This is a genomic window from Variovorax soli NBRC 106424 (assembly GCF_001591385.1).
Taxonomy (GTDB): Bacteria; Pseudomonadota; Gammaproteobacteria; order Burkholderiales; family Burkholderiaceae_C; genus Variovorax; species Variovorax soli.
The window spans coordinates 29,882-50,016 of the sequence record NZ_BCUU01000009.1 but is presented as its reverse complement, the minus strand read 5'-3'; the positions used below and the strand labels follow the sequence as shown (position 1 = coordinate 50,016).

Genomic DNA, 20,135 nt, shown 5'->3' with positions numbered 1-20,135 from the left:
GCTCATCGGTGCTGTGCTCATACCAGCACCCGCTCGATGCCGCCCTGGTTGGCGGCCTCCACATATTGCGGCATCCATTCCTCGCCCAGGATCTGGCGGGCCATCTCGACCACGATGTAGTCGGCTTCCAGCAGGCCGTTGTTCAGGTCGTTGCCATAGCGGGAAAGGCCCTGCAGGCAGCTCGGGCAGCTGGTGAGGATCTTCACGTTGTCCTTCTGGCCGACCAGGCCGCCCTGGCGCAGCGCGGCTTCGCCCTTCTTCAGCTCTTCTTCCTTGCGGAAGCGGATCTGGGTGGAGATGTCCGGCCGGCTCACGCCCAGCGTGCCCGACTCGCCGCAGCAGCGGTCGCTCTTGAGCACGTTGTCGCCCACCAGCGCCTTGACCGTCTTCATCGGGTCCTGCTGCTTCATGGGGCTGTGGCAGGGGTCGTGGTACAGGTAGCCGCCGCCCGCGGCATCGCCCAGGGTGATGCCCTTTTCGAGCAGGTATTCGTGGATGTCCACGATGCGGCAGCCCGGGAAGATCTTGTCGAACTGGTAGCCCTGCAGCTGGTCGTAGCAGGTGCCGCAGCTCACCACCACCGTCTTGATGTCCAGGTAGTTGAGCGTGTTGGCCACGCGGTGGAACAGCACCCGGTTGTCGGTGATCATCTGCTCGGCCTTGTCGTACTGGCCGCTGCCGCGCTGCGGATAGCCGCAGCACAGGTAGCCCGGCGGCAGCACGGTCTGCACGCCGGCATGCCAGAGCATGGCTTGCGTGGCCAGGCCCACCTGCGAGAACAGGCGCTCCGAGCCGCAACCCGGGAAGTAGAACACCGCCTCGGTTTCCGACGTGGTGGCCTTCGGGTCGCGAATGATCGGGACGTAGTTCGCGTCCTCGATGTCCAGCAGCGCGCGCGCCGTCTTCTTGGGCAGGCCGCCCGGCATCTTCTTGTTGACGAAGTGGATGACCTGCTCCTTCACCGGCGCCGGGCCCAGCGTGGCCGGCGGGTGGGCGGTCTGCTTCCTGGTGGCCACGCGCAGCAGGTCGTTGGCGAAACGCTGGGCCTTGAAGCCCACCTCGACCATGCCCGTGCGCACCGCCTTGATGGTGGTCGGGTTGGTGGCATTGAGGAAGAACATGGCCGCCGCATTGCCGGGCCGGAAGCTCTTCTGCCCCATCTTGCGCAGCAGGTTGCGCATGTTCATCGACACGTCGCCGAAGTCGATCTTCACCGGGCAGGGCGTGAAGCACTTGTGGCACACCGTGCAGTGGTCGGCCACGTCTTCAAATTCTTCCCAGTGCTTGATGCTGATGCCGCGGCGGGTCTGCTCTTCGTACAGGAAGGCCTCGACCAGCAGCGAGGTCGCCAGGATCTTGTTGCGCGGCGAGTACAGCAGGTTGGCGCGCGGCACGTGGGTGGCGCACACCGGCTTGCACTTGCCGCAGCGCAGGCAGTCCTTGACCGAATCGGCAATGGCGCCGATGTCGCTTTGCTGCATGATGAGCGACTCGTGCCCCATCAGGCCGAAGCTGGGCGTGTAGGCGTTGGTCAGGTCGGCATGCAGCACCGGTGCGCCCTGCCCTTGCACGCGCAGCAGCTTGCCCTTGTTGAAGCGGCCCTCGGGGTCGACGCGGCGCTTGTAGTCGGTGAAGGGGGCCAGTTCCTCGTCCGTGAGGAACTCCAGCTTGGTGATGCCGATGCCGTGCTCGCCGGAAATGACGCCGCCCAGGCTGCGCGCCAGCACCATGATGCGGGCCACCGCGGCATGCGCGGTTTGCAGCATCTCGTAGTTGTCGCTGTTGACCGGGATGTTGGTGTGCACATTGCCGTCGCCGGCATGCATGTGCAGCGCCACCCACACGCGGCCCTTGAGCACCCGCTGGTGGATCGCATTGCACTCCGCCAGGATCGGCGCGAAAGCGGCGCCGGAGAAGATCTGCTGCAGCGGGGCGCGAATCTGGGTCTTCCAGCTCGCGCGCAGGGAATGGTCCTGCAGGTGCGGGAACAGCGCATCCACGTCGCGCAGCCAGCCGGCCCAGCGTTCGCGCACCTCCTGCACCAGCGCCACAGCCTGGGCCACGCGGTCTTCCAGCAGTTCGGCCGAGGGAATGTCGTTGGCGTCGTCGGTCTTGCCCAGCGGCAGGTTGCCGCGGGTGAGGAAAACCTCCAGCGCGTCGCACAGCGCGAGCTTGTTCGCGAGGCTCAGCTCGATGTTGATGCGCTCGATGCCGTCCGAATACTCGGCCATGCGCGGCAGCGGGATCACCACGTCCTCGTTGATCTTGAAGGCGTTGGTGTGGCGGCTGATGGCCGCGGTGCGCTTGCGGTCCAGCCAGAACTTCTTGCGCGCCTCGGGGCTGATGGCGATGAAGCCCTCGCCGCTGCGCGAATTGGCGATGCGCACCACCTCCGACGTGGCCCGCGCCACGGCGTCGGCATCGTCGCCGGCGATGTCGCCCACCAGCACCATCTTGGGCAAGCCGCCGCCGTGCTTCTTGGACTTGGTGGCGTAGCCCACCGCCTTCAGGTAGCGGTCGTCCAGGTGCTCCAGGCCGGCCAGCATCACGCCCGTACGGCGCTGCTCGGCGAACATGAAGTCCTTGATCTCGACGATGCTGGGCACCGCGTCCTTGGCGTTGCCGAAGAACTCCAGGCACACCGTGCGGGTGTGCTCGGGCATGCGGTGCACCACCCAGCGGCAGCTGGTGATCAGGCCGTCGCAGCCCTCCTTCTGGATGCCCGGCAGGCCCGAGAGGAACTTGTCGGTCACGTCCTTGCCCAGGCCTTCCTTGCGGAAGCTCCTGCCCGGAATCTCGAGCCGCTCGGTACGCAGCAGGGTCTTGCCGTCGGCCGCGTAGTAGGTCAGGTCGAACGCCGCCACCTCGGCGTCGTGGATCTTGCCCAGGTTGTGGCCCACGCGGGTGACTTCCAGCCACTCGGCCTGGGGCGTGACCATGCGCCACGAGGCCAGGTTGTCCAGCGCCGTGCCCCACAGCACGGCCTTCTTGCCGCCCGCGTTCATGGCGACATTGCCGCCCACGCAGGAGGCCTCGGCGGAAGTGGGGTCCACCGCGAAGACGAAGCCGGCCCGCTCGGCCGCATCGGCCACACGCTGGGTGACCACGCCCGCCTCGGTATGGATGGTGGGCACCGGTGCGTCGAGGCCGGGCAGCGAGACCAGCTCGACCTCGGTCATGGCCTCGAGCTTCTCGGTGTTGATGACCGCGCTGTTCCAGGTCAGCGGAATGGCGCCGCCGGTGTAGCCCGTGCCGCCCCCGCGCGGGATGATGGTCAGGCCCAGTTCGATGCAGGTCTTGACCAGCTCGGCCATCTCGGCCTCGGAGTCGGGCGTGAGCACCACGAAGGGGTATTCGACCCGCCAGTCGGTGGCGTCGGTGACGTGCGAGACGCGCGACAGGCCGTCGAACTTGATGTTGTCCTTGGCCGTGACCCGGCGCAGGGCCCGGGTGGCCTTGCGGCGCAGCTGCGCCACGTCGCGGAACTTGGCGTCGAAGGCGTCGATGGCCTGCGACACCAGGCCGGTGAGCTCGCCCACCAGGGCGTCGCGCTGGGGGTCGGCGTCGGGCGTGCGGCGCTTCTGCACCTCGGCCATGCGGTGGTGCAGGGCCTCCACCAGCTGGCTGCGCCGGCGCGGGTTGTCCAGCAGGTCGTCCACCAGGTAGGGATTGCGCTGGACCACCCAGATGTCGCCCAGCACCTCGTAGAGCATGCGGGCCGAGCGGCCCGTGCGGCGCTCGTCGCGCAGCACCTGGAGCAGTGACCAACCGCGTTCGCCCAGCAGGCGGATAACGATTTCTCGGTCGGAGAAACTGGTGTAGTTGTACGGGATCTCGCGCAGTCGCACCGGCTCGGCAGCCTGCGACAACAACGCGGTCAGCGCGGTCGGAGCATTCATCGGGATGGGGCCTCGGCTGGGCGCTGCGCGCCCCATGAGCCGGGGCCGGTCATTTTAAGGCAGGGGCCAAAGGCCCGCCCGGCGTGGCTAGAAGAGCACCCGGCTGCGGATGGTGCCGGGCACCTTGGCCAGCTTTTCAAGCGCCAGGTCCGAATAGGCCGCATCGATGTCCGTCACCACGTAGCCGATCTTGTCGTTGGTCTGCAGGTACTGGGCCGAAATGTTGATGCCGTTTTCGGCAAACACGCGGTTGATCTCCGACAGCACGCCCGGCACGTTGCGGTGGATGTGCAGCAGCCGGTGCTTGCCGGGGTGGGCCGGCAGCGCCACTTCAGGAAAGTTGACCGACGAGGTGGTGGTGCCGTTGTCGCTGTACTTCACCAGCTTCTCGGCCACTTCGAGGCCGATGTTGGCCTGCGCCTCCATGGTGGAGCCGCCGATGTGCGGGGTGAGGATCACGTTGTCCAGCCCGCGCAGCGGCGACTGGAACTCGTCCTTGTTGCTCTTGGGCTCGACCGGGAAGACGTCGATGGCGGCGCCCAGCAGCCTCCTGTCCTTCAGCGCCTTGGCCAGCGGCTCGATTTCGACCACCGTGCCGCGCGAGGCGTTGATGAGGATGGACCCCGGCTTCATGGCCGCGATCTCGCGCTCGCCGATCATCCATTGTGTGGCCGGCGTCTCTGGCACGTGCAGGCTGACGATGTCGCTTTGCGCCAGCAGCTCGTGCAGGTCGCGCACCTGGCGGGCATTGCCCAGCGGCAGCTTGGTCACCACGTCGTAGAAGGCCACCTGCATGCCCAGCGCCTCGGCCAGCACCGACAGCTGCGCGCCGATGGAGCCGTAGCCCACGATGCCCAGCGTCTTGCCCCGGATCTCGAAGGCGTTCTCCGCCGACTTGAGCCAGCCGCCCCGGTGTGCCACCGCGCTTTTTTCCGGCACGCCGCGCAGCAGCAGGATGGCCTCGGCCAGCACCAGTTCCGCTACTGAGCGGGTGTTGGAATACGGCGCGTTGAACACCGCCACGCCATGCTCGCGCGCGGCGTCCAGGTCGATCTGGTTGGTGCCGATGCAGAAGGCACCCGCCGCCACCAGCTTGGGCGCGGCCTCGAACACGGCGCGCGTGAGCTGCGTGCGCGAACGGATGCCCAGGAAGTGCACGTCCGCCAGGCGCGCCTTGAGTTCGTCCTCGCTGAGCGCGCCGGCCACCTGCTCGACCCGGCTGTAGCCCTGCTCGTGCAGCAGCTTCACGGCCGAGGGATGAATGCCTTCGAGCAGCAGGAAATGGATCTTGTCCTTGGGAAGCGAGGTGCGGGCGGTGGTCATGAAAGCCTTCTTGCAAGTGAGAACCGGAAGGAAACCGGAAGGGTTTTTACGGTGGAGTCGCGACTCAAAACGTGTGACAAACGCTGACTCCGCTGTGTAACAACTGTCAAATACCCTACACGGTTCCGTATTTCCCAAGCAGGAGTGTTCCCTTATGCAAATCAAGACCGCAGCGATGGGTGCCGCGCTGGCCGCCGCACTGATCGCCCCAGTCCACGCTCAAACCGAAATCCAGTGGTGGCATTCGATGAGCGGGCCGCTGGGCGAGTGGGTCAATGACTTGGCCAAACAGTTCAACGCCAGCCAAAAGGACTACAAGGTCGTGCCCACCTACAAGGGCCAGTACGACGAATCGATGACCGCCGCCATTGCCGCCTTCCGTGCCGGCAATGCGCCCGACATCCTGCAGGTGTTCGAAGTGGGCACCGCCACCATGATGGCCTCCAAGGGCGCGATCAAGCCGGTGGGCGAAGTGATGAACTCGGGCGGCGCCAAGTTCGACCCCAGCGTGTACGTGCCCGCCGTGGCCGGCTACTACACGGCGCCCAACGGCCAGATGCTGAGCTTCCCGTTCAACAGCTCGACCACCATCTTCTATTACAACAAGGACGCCTTCAAGGCGGCCGGCCTGGACCCCGAGAAGGCGCCCACCACCTGGCCCGAGGTCATGGCGGCGGCCGACAAGCTCAAGGCCAGCGGCCACAAGTGCCCCTTCACCACCAGCTGGATGAGCTGGACCCAGCTCGAAAGCTTCTCGGCCTGGCACAACACCCTGTACGCGACGCAGAACAACGGCTTTGGCGGCACCTCGGCGCGCCTGGCCTTCAACTCGCCGCTGCATGTGAAGCACTTCGAGAACCTGGCCAAGATGGCCAAGGACGGCACCTTCGTCTACAAGGGCCGCAACAACACGGCCGACGCCGCCTTCCCCTCGGGCGAGTGCGCCATGATGACGGGCTCGTCGGGCCTGTACGCCCGCGTGGCCAAGGACGCCAAGTTCAAGTACGGCATCTCCACCCTGCCCTACTACCCCGACGTGAAGGGCGCGCCGCAGAACACCGTGATCGGCGGCGCCAGCCTGTGGGTCATGTCGGGCAAGCCGGCCGACCACTACAAGGGCGTGGCCAGCTTCTTCACCTTCCTGTCCGACACCAAGGTGCAGTCCGACAGCCACAAGCGCACGGGCTACCTGCCCATCACCACGGCGGCCTACAAGCTGACCGATGCCTCGGGCTTCTACAAGGAGAACCCGGGCACCGACGTGGCGGTGACGCAGATGATCCGCAAGACCACCGACAAGTCGCGCGGCGTGCGCCTGGGCAACTTCGTGCAGATCCGCACCATCATCGACGAGGAAACCGAGCAGATCTGGAGCGGCAAGAAGAGCCCCAAGGAGGCACTCGAGGCCGCGGTGAAGCGCGGCGACGAGCAGCTGGAGCGCTTCCAGAAAGCCAACAAGGGCTGAAAGCCCTTGTTGGCTGACGCCACACTGTTTGCACCCCTCCCCAACCCTCCCCGCCGAGCGAGGAGGGAGCCCGCCGGTGATGGTGTCGTCGCAGTAGACTCGCACGCCCGCCCTGAATAACGCCGGGGCGGGCGTTTCGTTTTTTGAGAGAGAAGGTCCGAGGGGATATGGAGAAACGCGTTCTTTTTCGGTCAGGCTGGCTGCCGTGGCTGCTGATCGCGCCGCAGATGGCGGTGATCCTGGTGTTCTTCTTCTGGCCGGCCAGCCAGGCCATCCTGCAGTCCATGCAGGCCGAAGACGCCTTCGGCACGTCCACCACCTTCGTCGGGCTGGAAAACTTCAAGACGCTCTTCGACGACCCGGCGTACATCGAGTCGTTCAAGGTCACCGCGATCTTCTCGATCCTGGTGGCCGGCATCGGCATTGCGCTGGCGATGCTGCTGGCCATCTTTGCCGACCGCATCCTGCGCGGCGCGCTGGTCTACAAGACCTTCCTGATCATTCCCTACGCGGTGGCGCCCGCCATCGCGGGCGTGCTGTGGGTCTTCATGTTCTCGCCCAGCATCGGGCTGGTCACTTATTACCTGCGCTTCCTGGGCGTGGACTGGAACCACTTCCTCAACTCCAACCAGGCGCTCACCCTGATCGTGGCGGCCTCGGTGTGGAAGCAGATTTCCTACAACTTCCTGTTCTTCCTGGCGGGGCTGCAGTCCATTCCGAAGGCGCTGATCGAAGCCGCCTCCATCGACGGCGCCGGGCCGCTGCGGCGCTTCTTCGACATCCAGTTTCCGCTGCTGTCGCCCACCACCTTCTTCCTCCTGGTGATGAACGTGGTGTATGCCTTCTTCGACACCTTCGCCATCGTGCACGCCACGACCGAGGGCGGCCCGGGGCGCGACACCTCCATCCTGGTCTACAAGGTGTGGCACGACGGCTTCAAGGCGCTGGACCTGGGCGGCTCGGCCGCGCAGTCGGTGGTGCTGATGGTGATCGTCATCGCGCTCACGGTGATCCAGTTCCGCTACGTCGAAAAGAAGGTTCAGTACTGATGGCCCGCCCGCAACCTCATCAATTCATCCGGAGTCGCCGACATGGTTGAACGCCGCCCCGGGCTCACCATCCTGTCGCACGTGGTGCTCCTGCTGGGCATTGCGCTGGTGGTGTTTCCCATCTACCTGGCCTTTGTCGCCTCCACCCACACGCGCGACGAGATCCTGAACGTGCCCATGCCCATCGTGCCGGGCAAGCACATGCTCGAGAACTACAGCGCCGCCCTGCTGGGCGCCGACACCCAAGGCGCCCGCGTGGTGGTGGGCCGCATGATGTGGATCAGCTTTGTCACGGCGATGGTGATCGCGGTGGGCAAGATCGCCATCTCGCTGCTGTCGGCCTTTGCCATCGTCTACTTCCGCTTCCCGTTCAAGAAGCTGGTGTTCTGGCTGATCTTCGTGACGCTGATGCTGCCGGTGGAGGTGCGCATCCTGCCCACCTACAAGGTGCTTGCCGACCTGAACATGCTCAACACCTATGCGGGCCTGACGGTTCCGCTCATCGCATCGGCCACCGCCACCTTCCTGTTCCGGCAGTTCTTCCTCTCGGTGCCCGACGAGCTCGTGGAAGCCGCGCGAATCGACGGCGCCGGGCCGATGCGCTTCTTCAAGGACATCCTGGTGCCGCTGTCGCAGACCTCGATTGCGGCGCTGTTCGTCATCCAGTTCATCTACGGCTGGAACCAGTACCTGTGGCCGCTCTTGGCCACCACCACCGAGGACATGTACCCGGTGGTGATCGGCATCAAGCGGATGATCGCCTCGGGCGATGCCGCGGTGGACTGGAACCTGGTGATGGCCACCGCCGTGCTGGCACTCATCCCGCCAGCCATCGTGGTCGTTCTCATGCAGCGCTGGTTCGTCAAGGGCCTGGTGGATACGGAGAAATGAGCCCACCCCCGACTCTCGCCCACTTCGTGTGGCTCGCATCCCCCCTCAAGGGAGCAACACCTGCGGCCCGGCAAAGCCGCTTCCGCGGCGTTTCCGGCTCCTATCTTTCATCCGCCGCCACAGAAGAACGCAAAGCGGCCGCTACTTAAGCTGAAAAAACAAGATGTCTGCAATTTCATTTCGCAACGTCATCAAGCGCTACGGCAAGGGCCCCAAGGCCAACCAGGTGATCCACGGCGTCTCGGCCGAGGTCGAGGCGGGCGAGTTCATCGTGATCGTCGGGCCCTCGGGCTGCGGCAAGTCCACCCTGCTGCGCATGGTGGCCGGTCTGGAGGAAATCAGCGCGGGCGACATCGCCATTGGCAACAAGGTCGTCAACAACGTCGAGCCCGCGCAACGCGACATCGCCATGGTGTTCCAGAACTACGCGCTGTATCCGCACATGCGCGTGTTCGACAACATGGCCTACGGCCTGCGCATCGCAGGCGTCGGCAAGGACGAGATCAAGACCCGCGTCGACAAGGCCGCCAAGATCCTGGAGCTGGGCCACCTGCTCGAGCGCAAGCCGCGCGAGCTGTCGGGCGGGCAGCGCCAGCGCGTGGCCATGGGCCGCGCCATCGTGCGCCAGCCGCAGGTCTTTTTGTTCGACGAGCCGCTGTCCAACCTCGACGCCAAGCTGCGCGCGCAGACGCGCCTGGAAATCCAGAAGCTGCACCGCGAACTGGGCATCACCTCGCTGTTCGTCACGCACGACCAGGTGGAGGCGATGACGCTGGCGCAGCGCATCATGGTGATGAACGCCGGCGTGATGGACCAGTTCGGCACGCCCGAAGAGGTCTACAACCGCCCCGCCACCACCTTCGTGGCCAGCTTCATGGGCTCGCCGCCGATGAACCTGCTGCACCATGCCCCGGGCGTGAAGCAGGGCGCCATCCTGGGCATCCGGCCCGAGCACCTGGTGTTCGGCGACGACGGCTGGCTGGTCAAGGTCGAGCAGGTCGAGATGCTGGGCGCCGAGCGCCTCATCTACGCCCGCATCGGCGACGAGCAGCTGGTCATGCGCGTGGAAGAAGGCGTGCCCGCGCCCGCCATCGGCGCCTCGGTGCGCATTGCCGCGCGGCCCGAAAAGCTGCATTGGTTCGACGCCGGCTCCGGCAAGCGGCTGACCAACGCATGAGCACGCTCCCCGCCTGGCCCTACCCCCGCTGGATCGCCCACCGCGGCGCCGGCAAGCTGGCCCCCGAGAACACCCTGGCCGCGTTCCGCCTGGGCGCGCGCCACGGCTACCGCATGTTCGAGTGCGACGCCAAGCTGAGCGCCGACGGCGTCGTCTTCCTCATGCACGATGCGCTGCTGGACCGCACCACCAGCGGCAGCGGCACCGGCGGCGAACTGCCCTGGTCGCAGCTGTCGCAGCTCGACGCCGGCAGCTGGCATTCGCGCGAGTACGCCGGCGAGCCGCTGCCCACGCTGGCCAACCTGGCGCGCTGGTGCCTGGCCAGCGGCCATCTGATGGACATCGAGATCAAGCCCACCCCCGGCACCGAGCGCCGGACCGGGGAGGTGGTGGCGCGCGAGGCCGCTGCCTTGTGGGCAGGCACCCCGGTTCCGCCCTTTCTCACCTCCTTCCAGCCGGAATCGCTCAAGGCCGCGCTGGAAGTGGCGCCGCAGCTGCCGCGCGGGCTGCTGCTCGACAAGCTGCGCGAAGGGTGGCTGCAGGAGGCGCAGGCACTGCAATGCGCCGCTGTGGTCTGCCACTACAGCCTGTGGGATGCCGATGCCGTTGCCCAGGTGCACGGCGCCGGCATGCGCGCCCTGAGCTACACCGTCAACGACGAGAGCGTGGCCCAATGGCTGTGGCAACTGGACACGGACGGCATCGTGACCGACCGCGTCGACCTCTTCCCGCCGGACTGACGCGCCGGCCGCCCCGGTCCGGCCTTTTCTTATGATGCGCCGATGACCTGGATCACCCGCTGCGCCCTCCTGCTCGTCGCCCTGCTGCTGGCCTGCAGCGGCGCACTGGCGCAACAGGGCCCCGCTTCGGCCACTCCGGCACCGCCCGAAATCACCCTGGAGTCGCTGCGCCTCAAGGTGGAGCAGATTCCGGAGACGGCGGACACCGACGAGGACGTGCAGCGCCTGAACACGCTCACCGACGAGATCACCGCCGAGTCGGAGCGCTTCGTGGCCAGCCGCACCACCCAGCTCAACGACCTCAATGCGCGGCTGGGCGAACTCGGCCCGGCGCCGGCGCAGGGCGCCGCCAGCACCGAAACACCGGACATCACCCGCCAGCGCGCCGCCCTGACCAAGCAGCGCAACGCCATCGACGCCGACATCCGGCTGGCACGCCTGTTGATCGTGAATGCGCAGCAGCACCGCACCGAGATGCTGGCCCAGCGCCGCGCGGTGTTCGAGGCCAAGCTGTTCGAGCGCTCCCTCTCGCCGCTGACGTCCAGCTTCTGGGAGCGGATGTCCGACGAATGGCAGGGCGACAAGGAAGACCTGGCGGGCCTGTCCAAGGAGTTCGGCCGAGGCATCGAAAGCGCGCTGGGCGAGACGGGCTGGTTCGCCATCGCCCTGGGCCTGCTCCTGGGAATCGGCGCCCTGGCACTGGCGATCCGGGTCATGGAAGCGTGCCTGGCCTGGCTGGCCGCGCGCAGCTTCCCCATCGGGCGGCTGCGGCGCTCGCTGCTCGCGCTTTTGACCGTGCTCGCGTACGTCCTGATTGCCGGGCTGGCAGGCACCGCCGTCTGGGGGACGGTCGAGCGGCTGGGCGACTGGGGCACCCGCACCACGCGCCTGGCCGGCATGCTGGTGCAGTGGCTCATGTTCCTGGCCTTCGTGGTGGGCCTGGGGCGCGCCATGCTGTCCAACCGGCGGCCGTCCTGGCGGCTGCCGCCCATCACCGACGGAGTGGCCCGTCGGCTGTGGCCGCTGCCCTGGCTGGTGGCGCTGTGCGCACTGGTCAGCGGCGCCCCGCTCTCGATCAACCAGGTCATCGACGATCCGCTCAACAGCATGCTCACCAACCTCATGCCGGTGGCCGCCTTCCTGGCGACCTGCATGCTGACGGTGTTCCTGGTGCGCCAGTCTCGCATCGGTGCACTCGGCGCCGAGTCCGAGGCAGCCGATACCGCAGCGGTCGAGCGGCCGGCCTGGGTCAGCCTGCTGCGCGGGCTGGTGGGCATGGTGCTGCTGGCGCTCCTGCTGCTGGTGGCGGTCGGCTACCTCGCCTTCGCCCGGGTCCTGGCGGGCCAGATCCTGTGGGCGGGCATCGTCGCGGTCCTGGGCTACCTGCTGCTCAAGTTCGCGGACGACCTGTGGATGTCGCTGCTGTCCTCGCGCAGCACGTCGGGCCAGAAACTGCAAAAGAGCATGGGCCTGCGCGCGCAAACGCTGGACCAGGCTGCGGTGCTGATGTCGGCGCTCAGCCGCATCGTCATTGCGTTCTACATGGTGGTCGCCTTCATTGCGCCGCTGGGCAGCACGCCGGGCGAACTGGCGCAGCGCAGCGGCCGCGTGAGCACGCGCCTGAAGGTGGGCGAGTTCGAGCTCGACTCCAGCGCCATCCTGGGCGCCGTCGCGGTGCTCATCATCGGCTTCATCGTGCTGCGCCTGTTCAAGCGCTGGCTCGAAAACAGCTACCTGCCCAACACACAGCTCGAATCGGGCATGCGCAGCTCCATCAGCACTCTGCTGGGCTACGTGGGCGCGGTGGTGGTGGTCGCGCTGGCGCTGTCGGCCCTGGGCATCGGGGTGAACCGCATCGCGTGGGTGGCCAGCGCGCTGTCGGTGGGCATCGGCTTCGGTTTGCAGGCCATCGTGCAGAACTTCATCTCGGGCCTGATCCTGCTGGCCGAGCGGCCGGTGAAGGTGGGCGACTGGGTGGTGCTGGGCACATCGGAGGGCGACGTGCGCCGCATCAACGTGCGCGCCACCGAGATCCAGCTGGGCGACCGTTCCACGCTGATCGTGCCGAACTCGGAGTTCATCACCAAGACCGTGCGCAACATGACGTTGGCGAACGCCGAGGGCCGCGTGCTGATCCGGCTGCCCATGCCACTGACCACCGATGCGCAGCAGGTGCGCGAGGTGATGCTCAAGGCCTGCCGGGAACACGACGCCGTGCTGCCCACCCCCGAGCCGAGCGTGACGCTCGACGGCATCGAGAACGGCCTGCTGGTGTTCCAGGCCATCGCCTTCGTGCCCAATCCGCGCATGGCCTCGGGCGTTCGCAGCGACCTGCTCTTCACCATCCTGGACGGGCTGCGCCAGGCCCAGGTACCGATGGCGGTGTACCTGTCGGCGCCGGTGCCGGGCACGCTGGGCGCGTCGCTGGCCCCGGCCTCCCCTGCAGCGCCGCCGGCGCCGTCCTCGCCGCTCAGCGGCGCCTGAGCCTCAGCTGCGCAGGCCGCCGGCCAGAAGCCATTGCAGCGTGCCGCAAACCAGTACCAGGGCGGCATACGTCGCCATCATCCCGTCGCGACCGAAATACGCCAGCCCGCCGGCCAGCACGACGACGCCAGCCACGAAATTGATGACGATCTGCTTCCACAGCGCGAGCGGGGCGCCCTTGCCCATGATGAGCCGGCCGCCCAGGCCCAGCACCACAGCCACGACAAGGGCCGGCAGGGCGAAATTGGCCAGGTGGTCGATCAGGGCAAACGGGGACATGAATAGGGGTGGAGGGCACCTCGAGGGGCCATTGATTCAGCGCAAGGGCCGAGCAAGGCGGCAAATTTTATAATCCGGGGATGGCAGTCTGGGCCCTGGGCTTGAATCACACGACCGCGCCGCTCGATCTGCGCGGTCGTTTTGCGTTCGCCCTCGACCAGTTGGCGCCCACCCTGCACAGCCTGCGCAGTTCGTTCGGCGCCCAGCGCCATCCGGACGTCGAGGCGGCCATCATCTCCACCTGCAACCGCACCGAGATCTACTGCGCGGCCAACAACGCCGCGCTGGAGCACACGGTGGGCTGGCTGGCCGAGAGCGGCGGCGTGTCCCCATCCCTGCTGCGCTCGCATGCCTACACGCTGGAAAACGACCAGGCCGCACGCCACGCCTTCCGGGTGGCCAGCGGGCTCGATTCCATGGTGCTGGGCGAGGCCCAGATCCTGGGCCAGATGAAGGATGCCGTGCGCGCCGCCGAAAGCGCCGGCTCGCTGGGCAGCACGCTGAACCAGCTGTTCCAGCGCTCGTTCGCGGTGGCCAAGGAAGTGCGCACCGCGACCGAGATCGGCGCCCACTCCATCAGCATGGCGGCCGCCTCGGTTCGCCTGGCCAGCCAGCTCTTCGAAGACCTGAAGCAGACCCGCGTACTGTTCGTGGGTGCCGGCGAAATGATCGACCTGGCGGCCACGCACTTCGCGGCGCGCAGCCCCAAGGCGATGGTCATTGCCAACCGCACGCTGGAGCGCGGCGAAAAACTCGCCTCCCGCTTCGGCGGCGAGGCCATGCGCCTGGCCGACCTGCCGGCGCGCCTGGCCGAATTCGACATCGTCGTCAGCTGCACCGCCAGCACGCTGCCGCTGATCGGCCTCGGCGCCGTGGAGCGGGCGCTCAAGCAGCGCAAGCACCGGCCCATGTTCATGGTCGACCTGGCCGTGCCGCGCGACATCGAGCCCGAGGTGCGGGCCCTGTCGGACGTGTACCTCTACACGGTGGACGACCTGGCGCAGGTGGTGCAGCAAGGCCAGGCCCAGCGCCAGGCCGCCGTGGCGCAGGCCGAGGTGATCATCGACGCCGGCGTTCAGAGCTTCATGCACTGGCTCGGCCAGCGCGGTACGGTGCCGCTGATCCAGCAGCTCAACGCGCAGACCGACGCCTGGCGCAGCGCCGAGCTGGCCCGTGCGAAGAAGCTGCTGGCCAAGGGCGAAGACCTGGACACCGTCCTCGAAGCCCTGTCCCGCGGCCTCACCCAGAAGATGCTGCACGGCGCCATGGCCGAGCTGCATGCGGGCGACGCGGCCTCGCGCGAACAGACGGCGCAGACCATTGCGCGCCTGTTCCTGCGCAAAGAGCGTTAGCGACGCTGCCTTTGCCGATGGGCCCATGCGGCCTGCTCCGTGCCAGTCCATGGCGGGTCCCAAGGCCCCTTCCCTCTTTTGCCCATCTGCCGACCTCGGCCATTCTTCTTGTGAAAAGCTTTCTGCGCCAACAACTCGAACGTTATGTGCAACGCCTGGAAGAGTTGGACTTCCTGCTCTCGCGCGAGGACATCATGGCCGACATGTCGCAGTACCGCGTGCTCTCGCGCGAACATGCGCAGGTGACCCAGGTGGCCGGCCGCTACCAGCGCTACAAGCAGGTCGAGTCGGACCTGGCCGGCGCCCGCGAAATGCTCGAAGACCCCGACATGGCCGAGATGGCGCGCGAGGAAATCGAAGGGGGCGAGGCCGAGCTGGTGAAGCTCGAAGCCGAGCTGCAGCGCCTGCTGCTGCCCAAGGACCCGGACGATGCACGCAACGCCTTCCTGGAAATCCGCGCGGGCACCGGCGGCGACGAATCGGCCCTGTTCGCCGGCGACCTGCTGCGCATGTACACCCGCTACGCCGAGCGCGCGGGCTGGCGCTGCGAGATCGTGAGCGAGAGCGAAAGCGAACTGGGCGGCTACAAGGAAGTGGTGGTGCGCATCGTGGGCGACGACGTATTCGGCGCCCTTCGCTTCGAATCGGGCGGCCACCGCGTGCAGCGCGTGCCCGCCACCGAGACGCAGGGCCGCATCCACACCAGCGCCTGCACGGTGGCGGTGCTGGCCGAGCCCGATGAAGCACAGGCAGTGCAGATCAACCCGGCCGACCTGCGCATCGACACCTACCGCGCCAGCGGCGCCGGCGGCCAGCACATCAACAAGACCGATTCCGCGGTGCGCATCACGCACATCCCCACCGGCATCGTGGCCGAGTGCCAGGACGACCGCAGCCAGCACCGCAACAAGGCCAAGGCGCTGCAGGTGCTGTCGGCCCGCATCCAGGAAAAGGAGCGCAGCGAGCGCGCCGCCAAGGACGCGGCGCTGCGCAAGGGCCTGATCGGCAGCGGCGACCGCTCCGATCGCATCCGCACCTACAACTTTCCGCAGGGGCGGCTGACCGACCACCGGATCAACCTCACGCTCTACAAGCTGCAGTTCATCATGGAAGGCGACCTGGGCGAGGTGCTGGGCGCGCTGAAGGCGGCGCACGAGGCCGAGCAGCTGGCGGAGCTGGAAGCGGCGGGCCAGGCGTGATGAATACAGCCGAAGACAAGGGCGCCCTGCCCGCCACCGTCGCGCAGGCCCTGTCGGCCGCCGCTGCGCTGGGCGTGGAGCGGATCGATGCGCAGTTGCTGCTGCTGCATGCGCTGGGCCGCTCGAGCGGCGAGCGCGCCTGGCTGCTGGCGCACGACAGCGATCCACTCACTGCCGACGCGGCGCAGTGCCTGCAGGACAGCCTGCTGCGCCGCCTGGCCGGCGAGCCGGTGGCCTATCTGCTGGGCGAAAAGGAATTCCATGGCCTCGCATTGCAGGTGGACGCCCGCGTGCTGGTGCCCCGGCCGGACACCGAGACGCTGGTCGACTGGGCCCTCGAGCGCCTTCAAGGCCTGCACGAGGTGCGCGTGATCGACCTGGGCACCGGCAGCGGCGCCATCGCCCTGGCGCTGCAGAAGGCGCGGCCCGACCTGCAGATCCATGCCGTCGATGCCAGCGAAGACGCCCTGGCCGTGGCCCGCGCCAACGGCGAGCGCCTCGGCCTGCCGGTGCGCTTCGCCCACGGCGACTGGCTGGAGGGGGCCGGCACCGGCTACGCCCTGATCGTGAGCAACCCGCCCTACATCCGCGCCGACGACCCGCACCTGCCGGCCCTGCGGCATGAGCCGCTGTCCGCCCTGGCGGCCGGTGCCGACGGCCTGGCCGACATCCGCCGCATCGTGCAGGCGGCGCCGCGACACCTGGCCGACGGCGGCTGGCTGCTGCTGGAGCACGGCCACGACCAGGCGGCCGACGTGCGCGCCCTGCTGGTGGCCGGCGGCTTCCAGGAAGTGCAAAGCCGCAAGGATCTTGCCGGCATCGAGCGCTGCTCCGGCGGGCTTTGGCGCGCGGTGAAATAATCAACCCATTCTTTCGAGGAGCCCCCATGAGCGACGCCCAGCAACGCATTGACGACCTGGTCAAGCAAAACGAGATTCTTCTTTTCATGAAGGGAAGCGCCAGCTTTCCCATGTGCGGCTTCTCCGGCCGCGCCGTGCAGATCCTGAAGGCCTGCGGCGTCGACCCCAAGTCGCTCAAGACGGTGAACGTGCTCGAGGACGACGGCATCCGCCAGGGCATCAAGGAATACAGCAACTGGCCCACCATTCCCCAGCTGTACGTGCGCGGCGAATTCATCGGCGGCTCGGACATCATGATGGAGATGTACGAGTCGGGCGAGTTGCAGCAGGTGCTGGCAACGCCCTCCGCACAGTAAGAGCAGGTCGGAGCCGGCATGGCGCACCCCCACCCCACCGATTGGAAAAACGATGGCGTGCGGGTGATCCCGGCCAACCAGCTGGACGCCAACACGGCGCAGACGCCCGGCATGAACCGGGCGGCCGCCATCAATTTCGCGCGCGTCGGCGCCCAGAAACTCTGGGCCGGCACGGTGCACATCCACGCGGGCGCCAAGACCGGCGCCCATCACCACGGGCCCCTCGAATCGGTCATCTACGTGGTGCGCGGTCGCGCCCGCATGCGCTGGGGCGAGAAGCTCGAGTTCACAGCCGAAGCCGGTCCGGGCGACTTCATCTACGTGCCGCCCTTCGTGCCGCACCAGGAAATCAACGCCAGCAGCACCGAGACGCTCGAATGCGTGCTGTGCCGCAGCGACGGCGAGGCCGTGGCCGTCAACCTGGACATCGAGCCGGTCGAGAAGCCGCAGACGGTGCTCTGGGTCGACCCGACCCACCCGACAGGCGGGGTCTGACGGCAGGCTCGTGGCACCATGTGGGGTTGAAGAACCGCACATGACCCTCACGCAGAGCCTCCTGACCATTGCCGCGCTGATCGCAACCAGCGCCTTTTTCTCCCTGGCCGAGATCTGCCTGGCGGCCGCGCGCCGGCTGCGTCTGCGGCAACTGGCAGACGACGGGGACGCCCGGGCAGAAAAGGTACTGCAGTTGCAGGAGCAGCCGGGCCACTACTTCACCGTGGTGCAGATCGGCTTGAACGCGGTGGCCATCCTGGGCGGCGTGGTGGGCGAAGGCGCATTCAGCCCCTACTTCGCGGACCTGTATTCCAACTGGATGAACCCGGAACTGGCGCAGCGCGCCGCCTTCCTCAGCTCCTTCGTGCTGATCATCTCGATCTTCCTGATCTTCGCCGACCTCTTTCCCAAGCGGCTGGGCATGAACGAGCCGGAGCGGCTCGCGCTGCGGCTGGTGGGGCCGATGCAGTTCCTGATCACCGCCTTCAAGCCGCTGGTCTGGCTCTTCACGCACGGCACCGACGTGCTGTTCAAGCTGCTGGGCATGCCCACGCAGCGCGAGGAAACCATCACCTCGGCCGACATCCTGGCCATGACCGAGGCCGGCCTGCGCGCCGGCGTGCTGGCCGAGCGCGAGCAGCAGGTGATTGCCAACGTGTTCGAGCTGGACACCCGGCCGGTGAGCAGCGTCATGACCTCGCGCGACCGCGTGATCTGGTTCGACAAGGGCGAGTCCGAAAGCATCCTGCGCGCGCGCATCATTGCCGAGCCCTTCTCGGCCTATCCGGTGTGCGACGGCGACATCGACCATGTGCTGGGCTATGTGGACGCCAAGGACATGTTCCAGCGCGTGCTCAGCGGCCAGCCGCTGTCTTTCGACCAGGGGCTGCCGCTGAACAAGGCGCTGGTGATCCCGGACCGCATCTCGCTCACCGAAGTGCTCGAGCAGTTCCGCCAGGCCCACGAGGACTTCGCCATCGTCGTCAACGAGTACAGCCTGGTGGTGGGCGTGATCACGCTCAACGACGTGATGAGCACCGTCATGGGCGACCTGGTGCCGCCCTCGGACGAAGAGCAGCAGATCGTCCGGCGCGACGAGAACTCGTGGCTCATCGACGGCGTCACGCCCATTCAGGACGTGCAGCGCGCGCTCGACATCGACGAGATGCCGCACGTCGACGAGTACGAGACCCTGGCCGGCTTCCTCATGTACATGCTGCGCCGTGTGCCCAAGCGCACCGACAGCGCCACCTGGGCGGGCTTCAAGTTCGAGGTGATGGACGTGGACAGCCACCGCATCGACCAGGTGATGGTGACGCGCGAGGCCGCGCGCCAGCCGGCTGAAGCCAGCGCGGCAGGCTGAACCGCCTCAGGCGGAGCGATTGGCCACGACGCCCGTGGCCGCCGGGGCCTGCGCTGCGCCGCGGCTTGCAACGCGAGCGGCCCAGGCGCTCACGGCCATCGCGGCCACCAGCAGCACCAGGCCCGCCAGGTGCAGGCTCTGCATGGCCTGGTGCGAGATCATCCAGCCGCCGACGGCCGTGCCGATCGCCTGGCCGGCATACATGGCCGAGGTGTTCAGCGCCACCGAGCCGCCTGCCAGGGCCGGCGCCAGCGACACCAGCCGCGCTTGCTGCGCCGAGTTGGCCGAGAAGCAGCCGAGCGCCCAGGGCACCAGCACCACGGCGGCCAGCACGAGCGTCGAGGCCAGCGGCCAGGCCAGCATGCTCAACGCGATGGCGCCGATGGTGATCATCACGCCGCGGGGCGCGCCCAGCCGGTCGATGTAGCGGGACATCAGCACGTTGCCCAGCAGGCCGAATGCGCCGAAGAACATGAACAACGCGCTCAGCTCATGCACGCTGGCGCCCAGGCTGTTGCGGAAGATGGGCGCGAAGTAGGCAAACACCACGAACTGCCCCGCCGCGCACAGCAGCGTCACGGCCACGCACAGCATGAGGGCCGGCATGCGCAAGGCCGTGCCCCAGCTGGCCAGCGAGAAGCGCGGCGGCCGCACGTCGTGGGGCATGGCCTGCCAGACCCACGCCGCACTGGCCAGCGACAGCACTGCGACCAGCCCGTACGCGCCCTGCCAGCCGAGCATGCCGCTCAGCCACGCATTCAGCGGCATGCCCAGCACCGAGGCCAGCGACCAGCCGACGAAGACGAAGGTGATAGCGCGCCCGCGCTGTTCGGCCGGCATCAGGTAGCCGGCGCATGCCGCAGCCTGCGGCGTGAACACCGCGGCCGGAATCACGGCCAGCACCCGCAGGGCGAGCAGCACATGGAAGTCGGTGGCCAAGGCACAGGCCGCATGCAGCAGGCCGTACCAGACCATGGCCGCCGCCAGCAGCTTGCGCCGGTCGAAGGGCGCCACCGCGGCGGCCAGCGTGGGCGCGCCCAGACAGACCACCAGGGCCGCCACCGAGATGAGGTAGCCGGCCACGGGCACCGGCACCTGGAAGAAGGCGCTGACTTCGTTGAGGGTGGCGCTGGCCACCATCACGCCGGTGCCGATGGCGAAATTGCCGGCCAGGAGGGCCCAGAGCATGGAAGGCATGGAGTT

The 20,135-nt window shown here is 67.5% G+C and carries 16 protein-coding genes; 12 read left to right on the top strand and 4 right to left on the bottom strand.

Annotation, left to right across the window (positions count from 1 at the left end; genetic code table 11):
* Positions 1 to 17: 17 nt before the first annotated feature.
* Positions 18 to 3,899 (bottom strand): DUF3683 domain-containing protein, encoded by a 3,882-nt coding sequence (locus VSO01S_RS04835; protein ID WP_068640664.1) that lies wholly within the window; start codon positions 3,897 to 3,899, stop codon positions 18 to 20.
* Positions 3,900 to 3,986: 87 nt separating this feature from the next.
* Entirely contained in the window at positions 3,987 to 5,222 is a 1,236-nt protein-coding gene (serA, locus tag VSO01S_RS04830) for a phosphoglycerate dehydrogenase (RefSeq protein WP_068640663.1), read from the bottom strand.
* Positions 5,223 to 5,376: 154 nt separating this feature from the next.
* Here serA and ugpB point away from each other — a divergent pair, with 154 nt between their 5' ends.
* The 6 genes from ugpB to VSO01S_RS04800 all read left to right on the top strand — a co-directional run bounded on the left by ugpB (position 5,377) and on the right by VSO01S_RS04800 (position 13,028).
* Complete coding sequence (gene ugpB, locus VSO01S_RS04825) at positions 5,377 to 6,687, top strand: sn-glycerol-3-phosphate ABC transporter substrate-binding protein UgpB (protein ID WP_068640662.1); 1,311 nt, start codon at positions 5,377 to 5,379, stop codon at positions 6,685 to 6,687.
* 167 nt (positions 6,688 to 6,854) lie between these two features.
* Positions 6,855 to 7,736, top strand: a complete 882-nt coding sequence (gene ugpA, locus VSO01S_RS04820) for a sn-glycerol-3-phosphate ABC transporter permease UgpA (protein ID WP_068640661.1) — start codon at positions 6,855 to 6,857, stop codon at positions 7,734 to 7,736.
* Between the two features lie 42 nt (positions 7,737 to 7,778).
* Positions 7,779 to 8,627: a sn-glycerol-3-phosphate ABC transporter permease UgpE gene (ugpE, locus tag VSO01S_RS04815; RefSeq protein ID WP_068640660.1), complete on the top strand. Its 849-nt coding sequence runs from the start codon at positions 7,779 to 7,781 to the stop codon at positions 8,625 to 8,627.
* 163 nt (positions 8,628 to 8,790) lie between these two features.
* Entirely contained in the window at positions 8,791 to 9,804 is a 1,014-nt protein-coding gene (gene ugpC, locus VSO01S_RS04810; RefSeq protein ID WP_068640659.1) for a sn-glycerol-3-phosphate ABC transporter ATP-binding protein UgpC, read from the top strand.
* On the top strand, positions 9,801 to 10,544 hold the full coding sequence (gene ugpQ / locus VSO01S_RS04805) for a glycerophosphodiester phosphodiesterase (protein WP_068640658.1): 744 nt from the start codon (positions 9,801 to 9,803) through the stop codon (positions 10,542 to 10,544). Before ugpC ends, ugpQ begins: the two co-directional genes overlap by 4 nt.
* Before the next feature lie 42 nt (positions 10,545 to 10,586).
* The gene (locus VSO01S_RS04800) at positions 10,587 to 13,028 is read left to right on the top strand and encodes a DUF3772 domain-containing protein (RefSeq protein ID WP_068640657.1); all 2,442 of its coding nucleotides are present in this window, start codon (positions 10,587 to 10,589) and stop codon (positions 13,026 to 13,028) included.
* Between the two features lie 3 nt (positions 13,029 to 13,031).
* Here the strand turns inward: VSO01S_RS04800 and VSO01S_RS04795 are convergent, their stop codons facing one another.
* A complete protein-coding gene (locus VSO01S_RS04795; protein ID WP_068640656.1) occupies positions 13,032 to 13,307 on the bottom strand; it encodes a hypothetical protein in 276 nt (91 codons plus the stop codon).
* Positions 13,308 to 13,387: 80 nt separating this feature from the next.
* On the opposite strand from VSO01S_RS04795, the gene hemA reads away from it, so the two are divergent.
* From hemA to paeA, 6 genes are all read left to right on the top strand, one after another.
* On the top strand, positions 13,388 to 14,659 hold the full coding sequence (hemA, locus tag VSO01S_RS04790) for a glutamyl-tRNA reductase (protein ID WP_068640655.1): 1,272 nt from the start codon (positions 13,388 to 13,390) through the stop codon (positions 14,657 to 14,659).
* 110 nt (positions 14,660 to 14,769) lie between these two features.
* Positions 14,770 to 15,858: a peptide chain release factor 1 gene (prfA, locus tag VSO01S_RS04785; RefSeq protein ID WP_068640654.1), complete on the top strand. Its 1,089-nt coding sequence runs from the start codon at positions 14,770 to 14,772 to the stop codon at positions 15,856 to 15,858.
* Positions 15,858 to 16,718, top strand: a complete 861-nt coding sequence (prmC, locus tag VSO01S_RS04780; RefSeq protein WP_068640653.1) for a peptide chain release factor N(5)-glutamine methyltransferase — start codon at positions 15,858 to 15,860, stop codon at positions 16,716 to 16,718. The genes prfA and prmC overlap by 1 nt, the downstream gene beginning before the upstream one ends.
* Before the next feature lie 26 nt (positions 16,719 to 16,744).
* Positions 16,745 to 17,074 (top strand): Grx4 family monothiol glutaredoxin, encoded by a 330-nt coding sequence (grxD, locus tag VSO01S_RS04775; RefSeq protein WP_068640652.1) that lies wholly within the window; start codon positions 16,745 to 16,747, stop codon positions 17,072 to 17,074.
* An 18-nt stretch (positions 17,075 to 17,092) separates the two neighbouring features.
* A complete protein-coding gene (locus VSO01S_RS04770; protein WP_068640651.1) occupies positions 17,093 to 17,569 on the top strand; it encodes a cupin domain-containing protein in 477 nt (158 codons plus the stop codon).
* Positions 17,570 to 17,609: 40 nt separating this feature from the next.
* A complete protein-coding gene (gene paeA / locus VSO01S_RS04765; protein ID WP_068640650.1) occupies positions 17,610 to 18,932 on the top strand; it encodes a polyamine export protein PaeA in 1,323 nt (440 codons plus the stop codon).
* Positions 18,933 to 18,938: 6 nt separating this feature from the next.
* On the opposite strand, the gene VSO01S_RS04760 is transcribed toward paeA, so the two are convergent.
* A complete protein-coding gene (locus VSO01S_RS04760; protein ID WP_068640649.1) occupies positions 18,939 to 20,129 on the bottom strand; it encodes an MFS transporter in 1,191 nt (396 codons plus the stop codon).
* Between the last annotated feature and the right edge of the window lie 6 nt (positions 20,130 to 20,135).

What these genes read in the sequence shown, in the direction of transcription:
- prmC (WP_068640653.1), top strand. Translation starts at nt 15,858, where the DNA reads ATGAATACAGCCGAAGACAAGGGCGCCCTGCCCGCCACCGTCGCGCAG.
- serA (WP_068640663.1), bottom strand. Translation starts at nt 5,222, where the DNA reads ATGACCACCGCCCGCACCTCGCTTCCCAAGGACAAGATCCATTTCCTG.
- VSO01S_RS04795 (WP_068640656.1), bottom strand. Translation starts at nt 13,307, where the DNA reads ATGTCCCCGTTTGCCCTGATCGACCACCTGGCCAATTTCGCCCTGCCG.
- hemA (WP_068640655.1), top strand. Translation starts at nt 13,388, where the DNA reads ATGGCAGTCTGGGCCCTGGGCTTGAATCACACGACCGCGCCGCTCGAT.
- ugpC (WP_068640659.1), top strand. Translation starts at nt 8,791, where the DNA reads ATGTCTGCAATTTCATTTCGCAACGTCATCAAGCGCTACGGCAAGGGC.
- ugpE (WP_068640660.1), top strand. Translation starts at nt 7,779, where the DNA reads ATGGTTGAACGCCGCCCCGGGCTCACCATCCTGTCGCACGTGGTGCTC.
- VSO01S_RS04835 (WP_068640664.1), bottom strand. Translation starts at nt 3,899, where the DNA reads ATGAATGCTCCGACCGCGCTGACCGCGTTGTTGTCGCAGGCTGCCGAG.
- VSO01S_RS04770 (WP_068640651.1), top strand. Translation starts at nt 17,093, where the DNA reads ATGGCGCACCCCCACCCCACCGATTGGAAAAACGATGGCGTGCGGGTG.
- VSO01S_RS04800 (WP_068640657.1), top strand. Translation starts at nt 10,587, where the DNA reads ATGACCTGGATCACCCGCTGCGCCCTCCTGCTCGTCGCCCTGCTGCTG.
- ugpQ (WP_068640658.1), top strand. Translation starts at nt 9,801, where the DNA reads ATGAGCACGCTCCCCGCCTGGCCCTACCCCCGCTGGATCGCCCACCGC.
- grxD (WP_068640652.1), top strand. Translation starts at nt 16,745, where the DNA reads ATGAGCGACGCCCAGCAACGCATTGACGACCTGGTCAAGCAAAACGAG.
- VSO01S_RS04760 (WP_068640649.1), bottom strand. Translation starts at nt 20,129, where the DNA reads ATGCCTTCCATGCTCTGGGCCCTCCTGGCCGGCAATTTCGCCATCGGC.
- ugpA (WP_068640661.1), top strand. Translation starts at nt 6,855, where the DNA reads ATGGAGAAACGCGTTCTTTTTCGGTCAGGCTGGCTGCCGTGGCTGCTG.
- ugpB (WP_068640662.1), top strand. Translation starts at nt 5,377, where the DNA reads ATGCAAATCAAGACCGCAGCGATGGGTGCCGCGCTGGCCGCCGCACTG.
- paeA (WP_068640650.1), top strand. Translation starts at nt 17,610, where the DNA reads ATGACCCTCACGCAGAGCCTCCTGACCATTGCCGCGCTGATCGCAACC.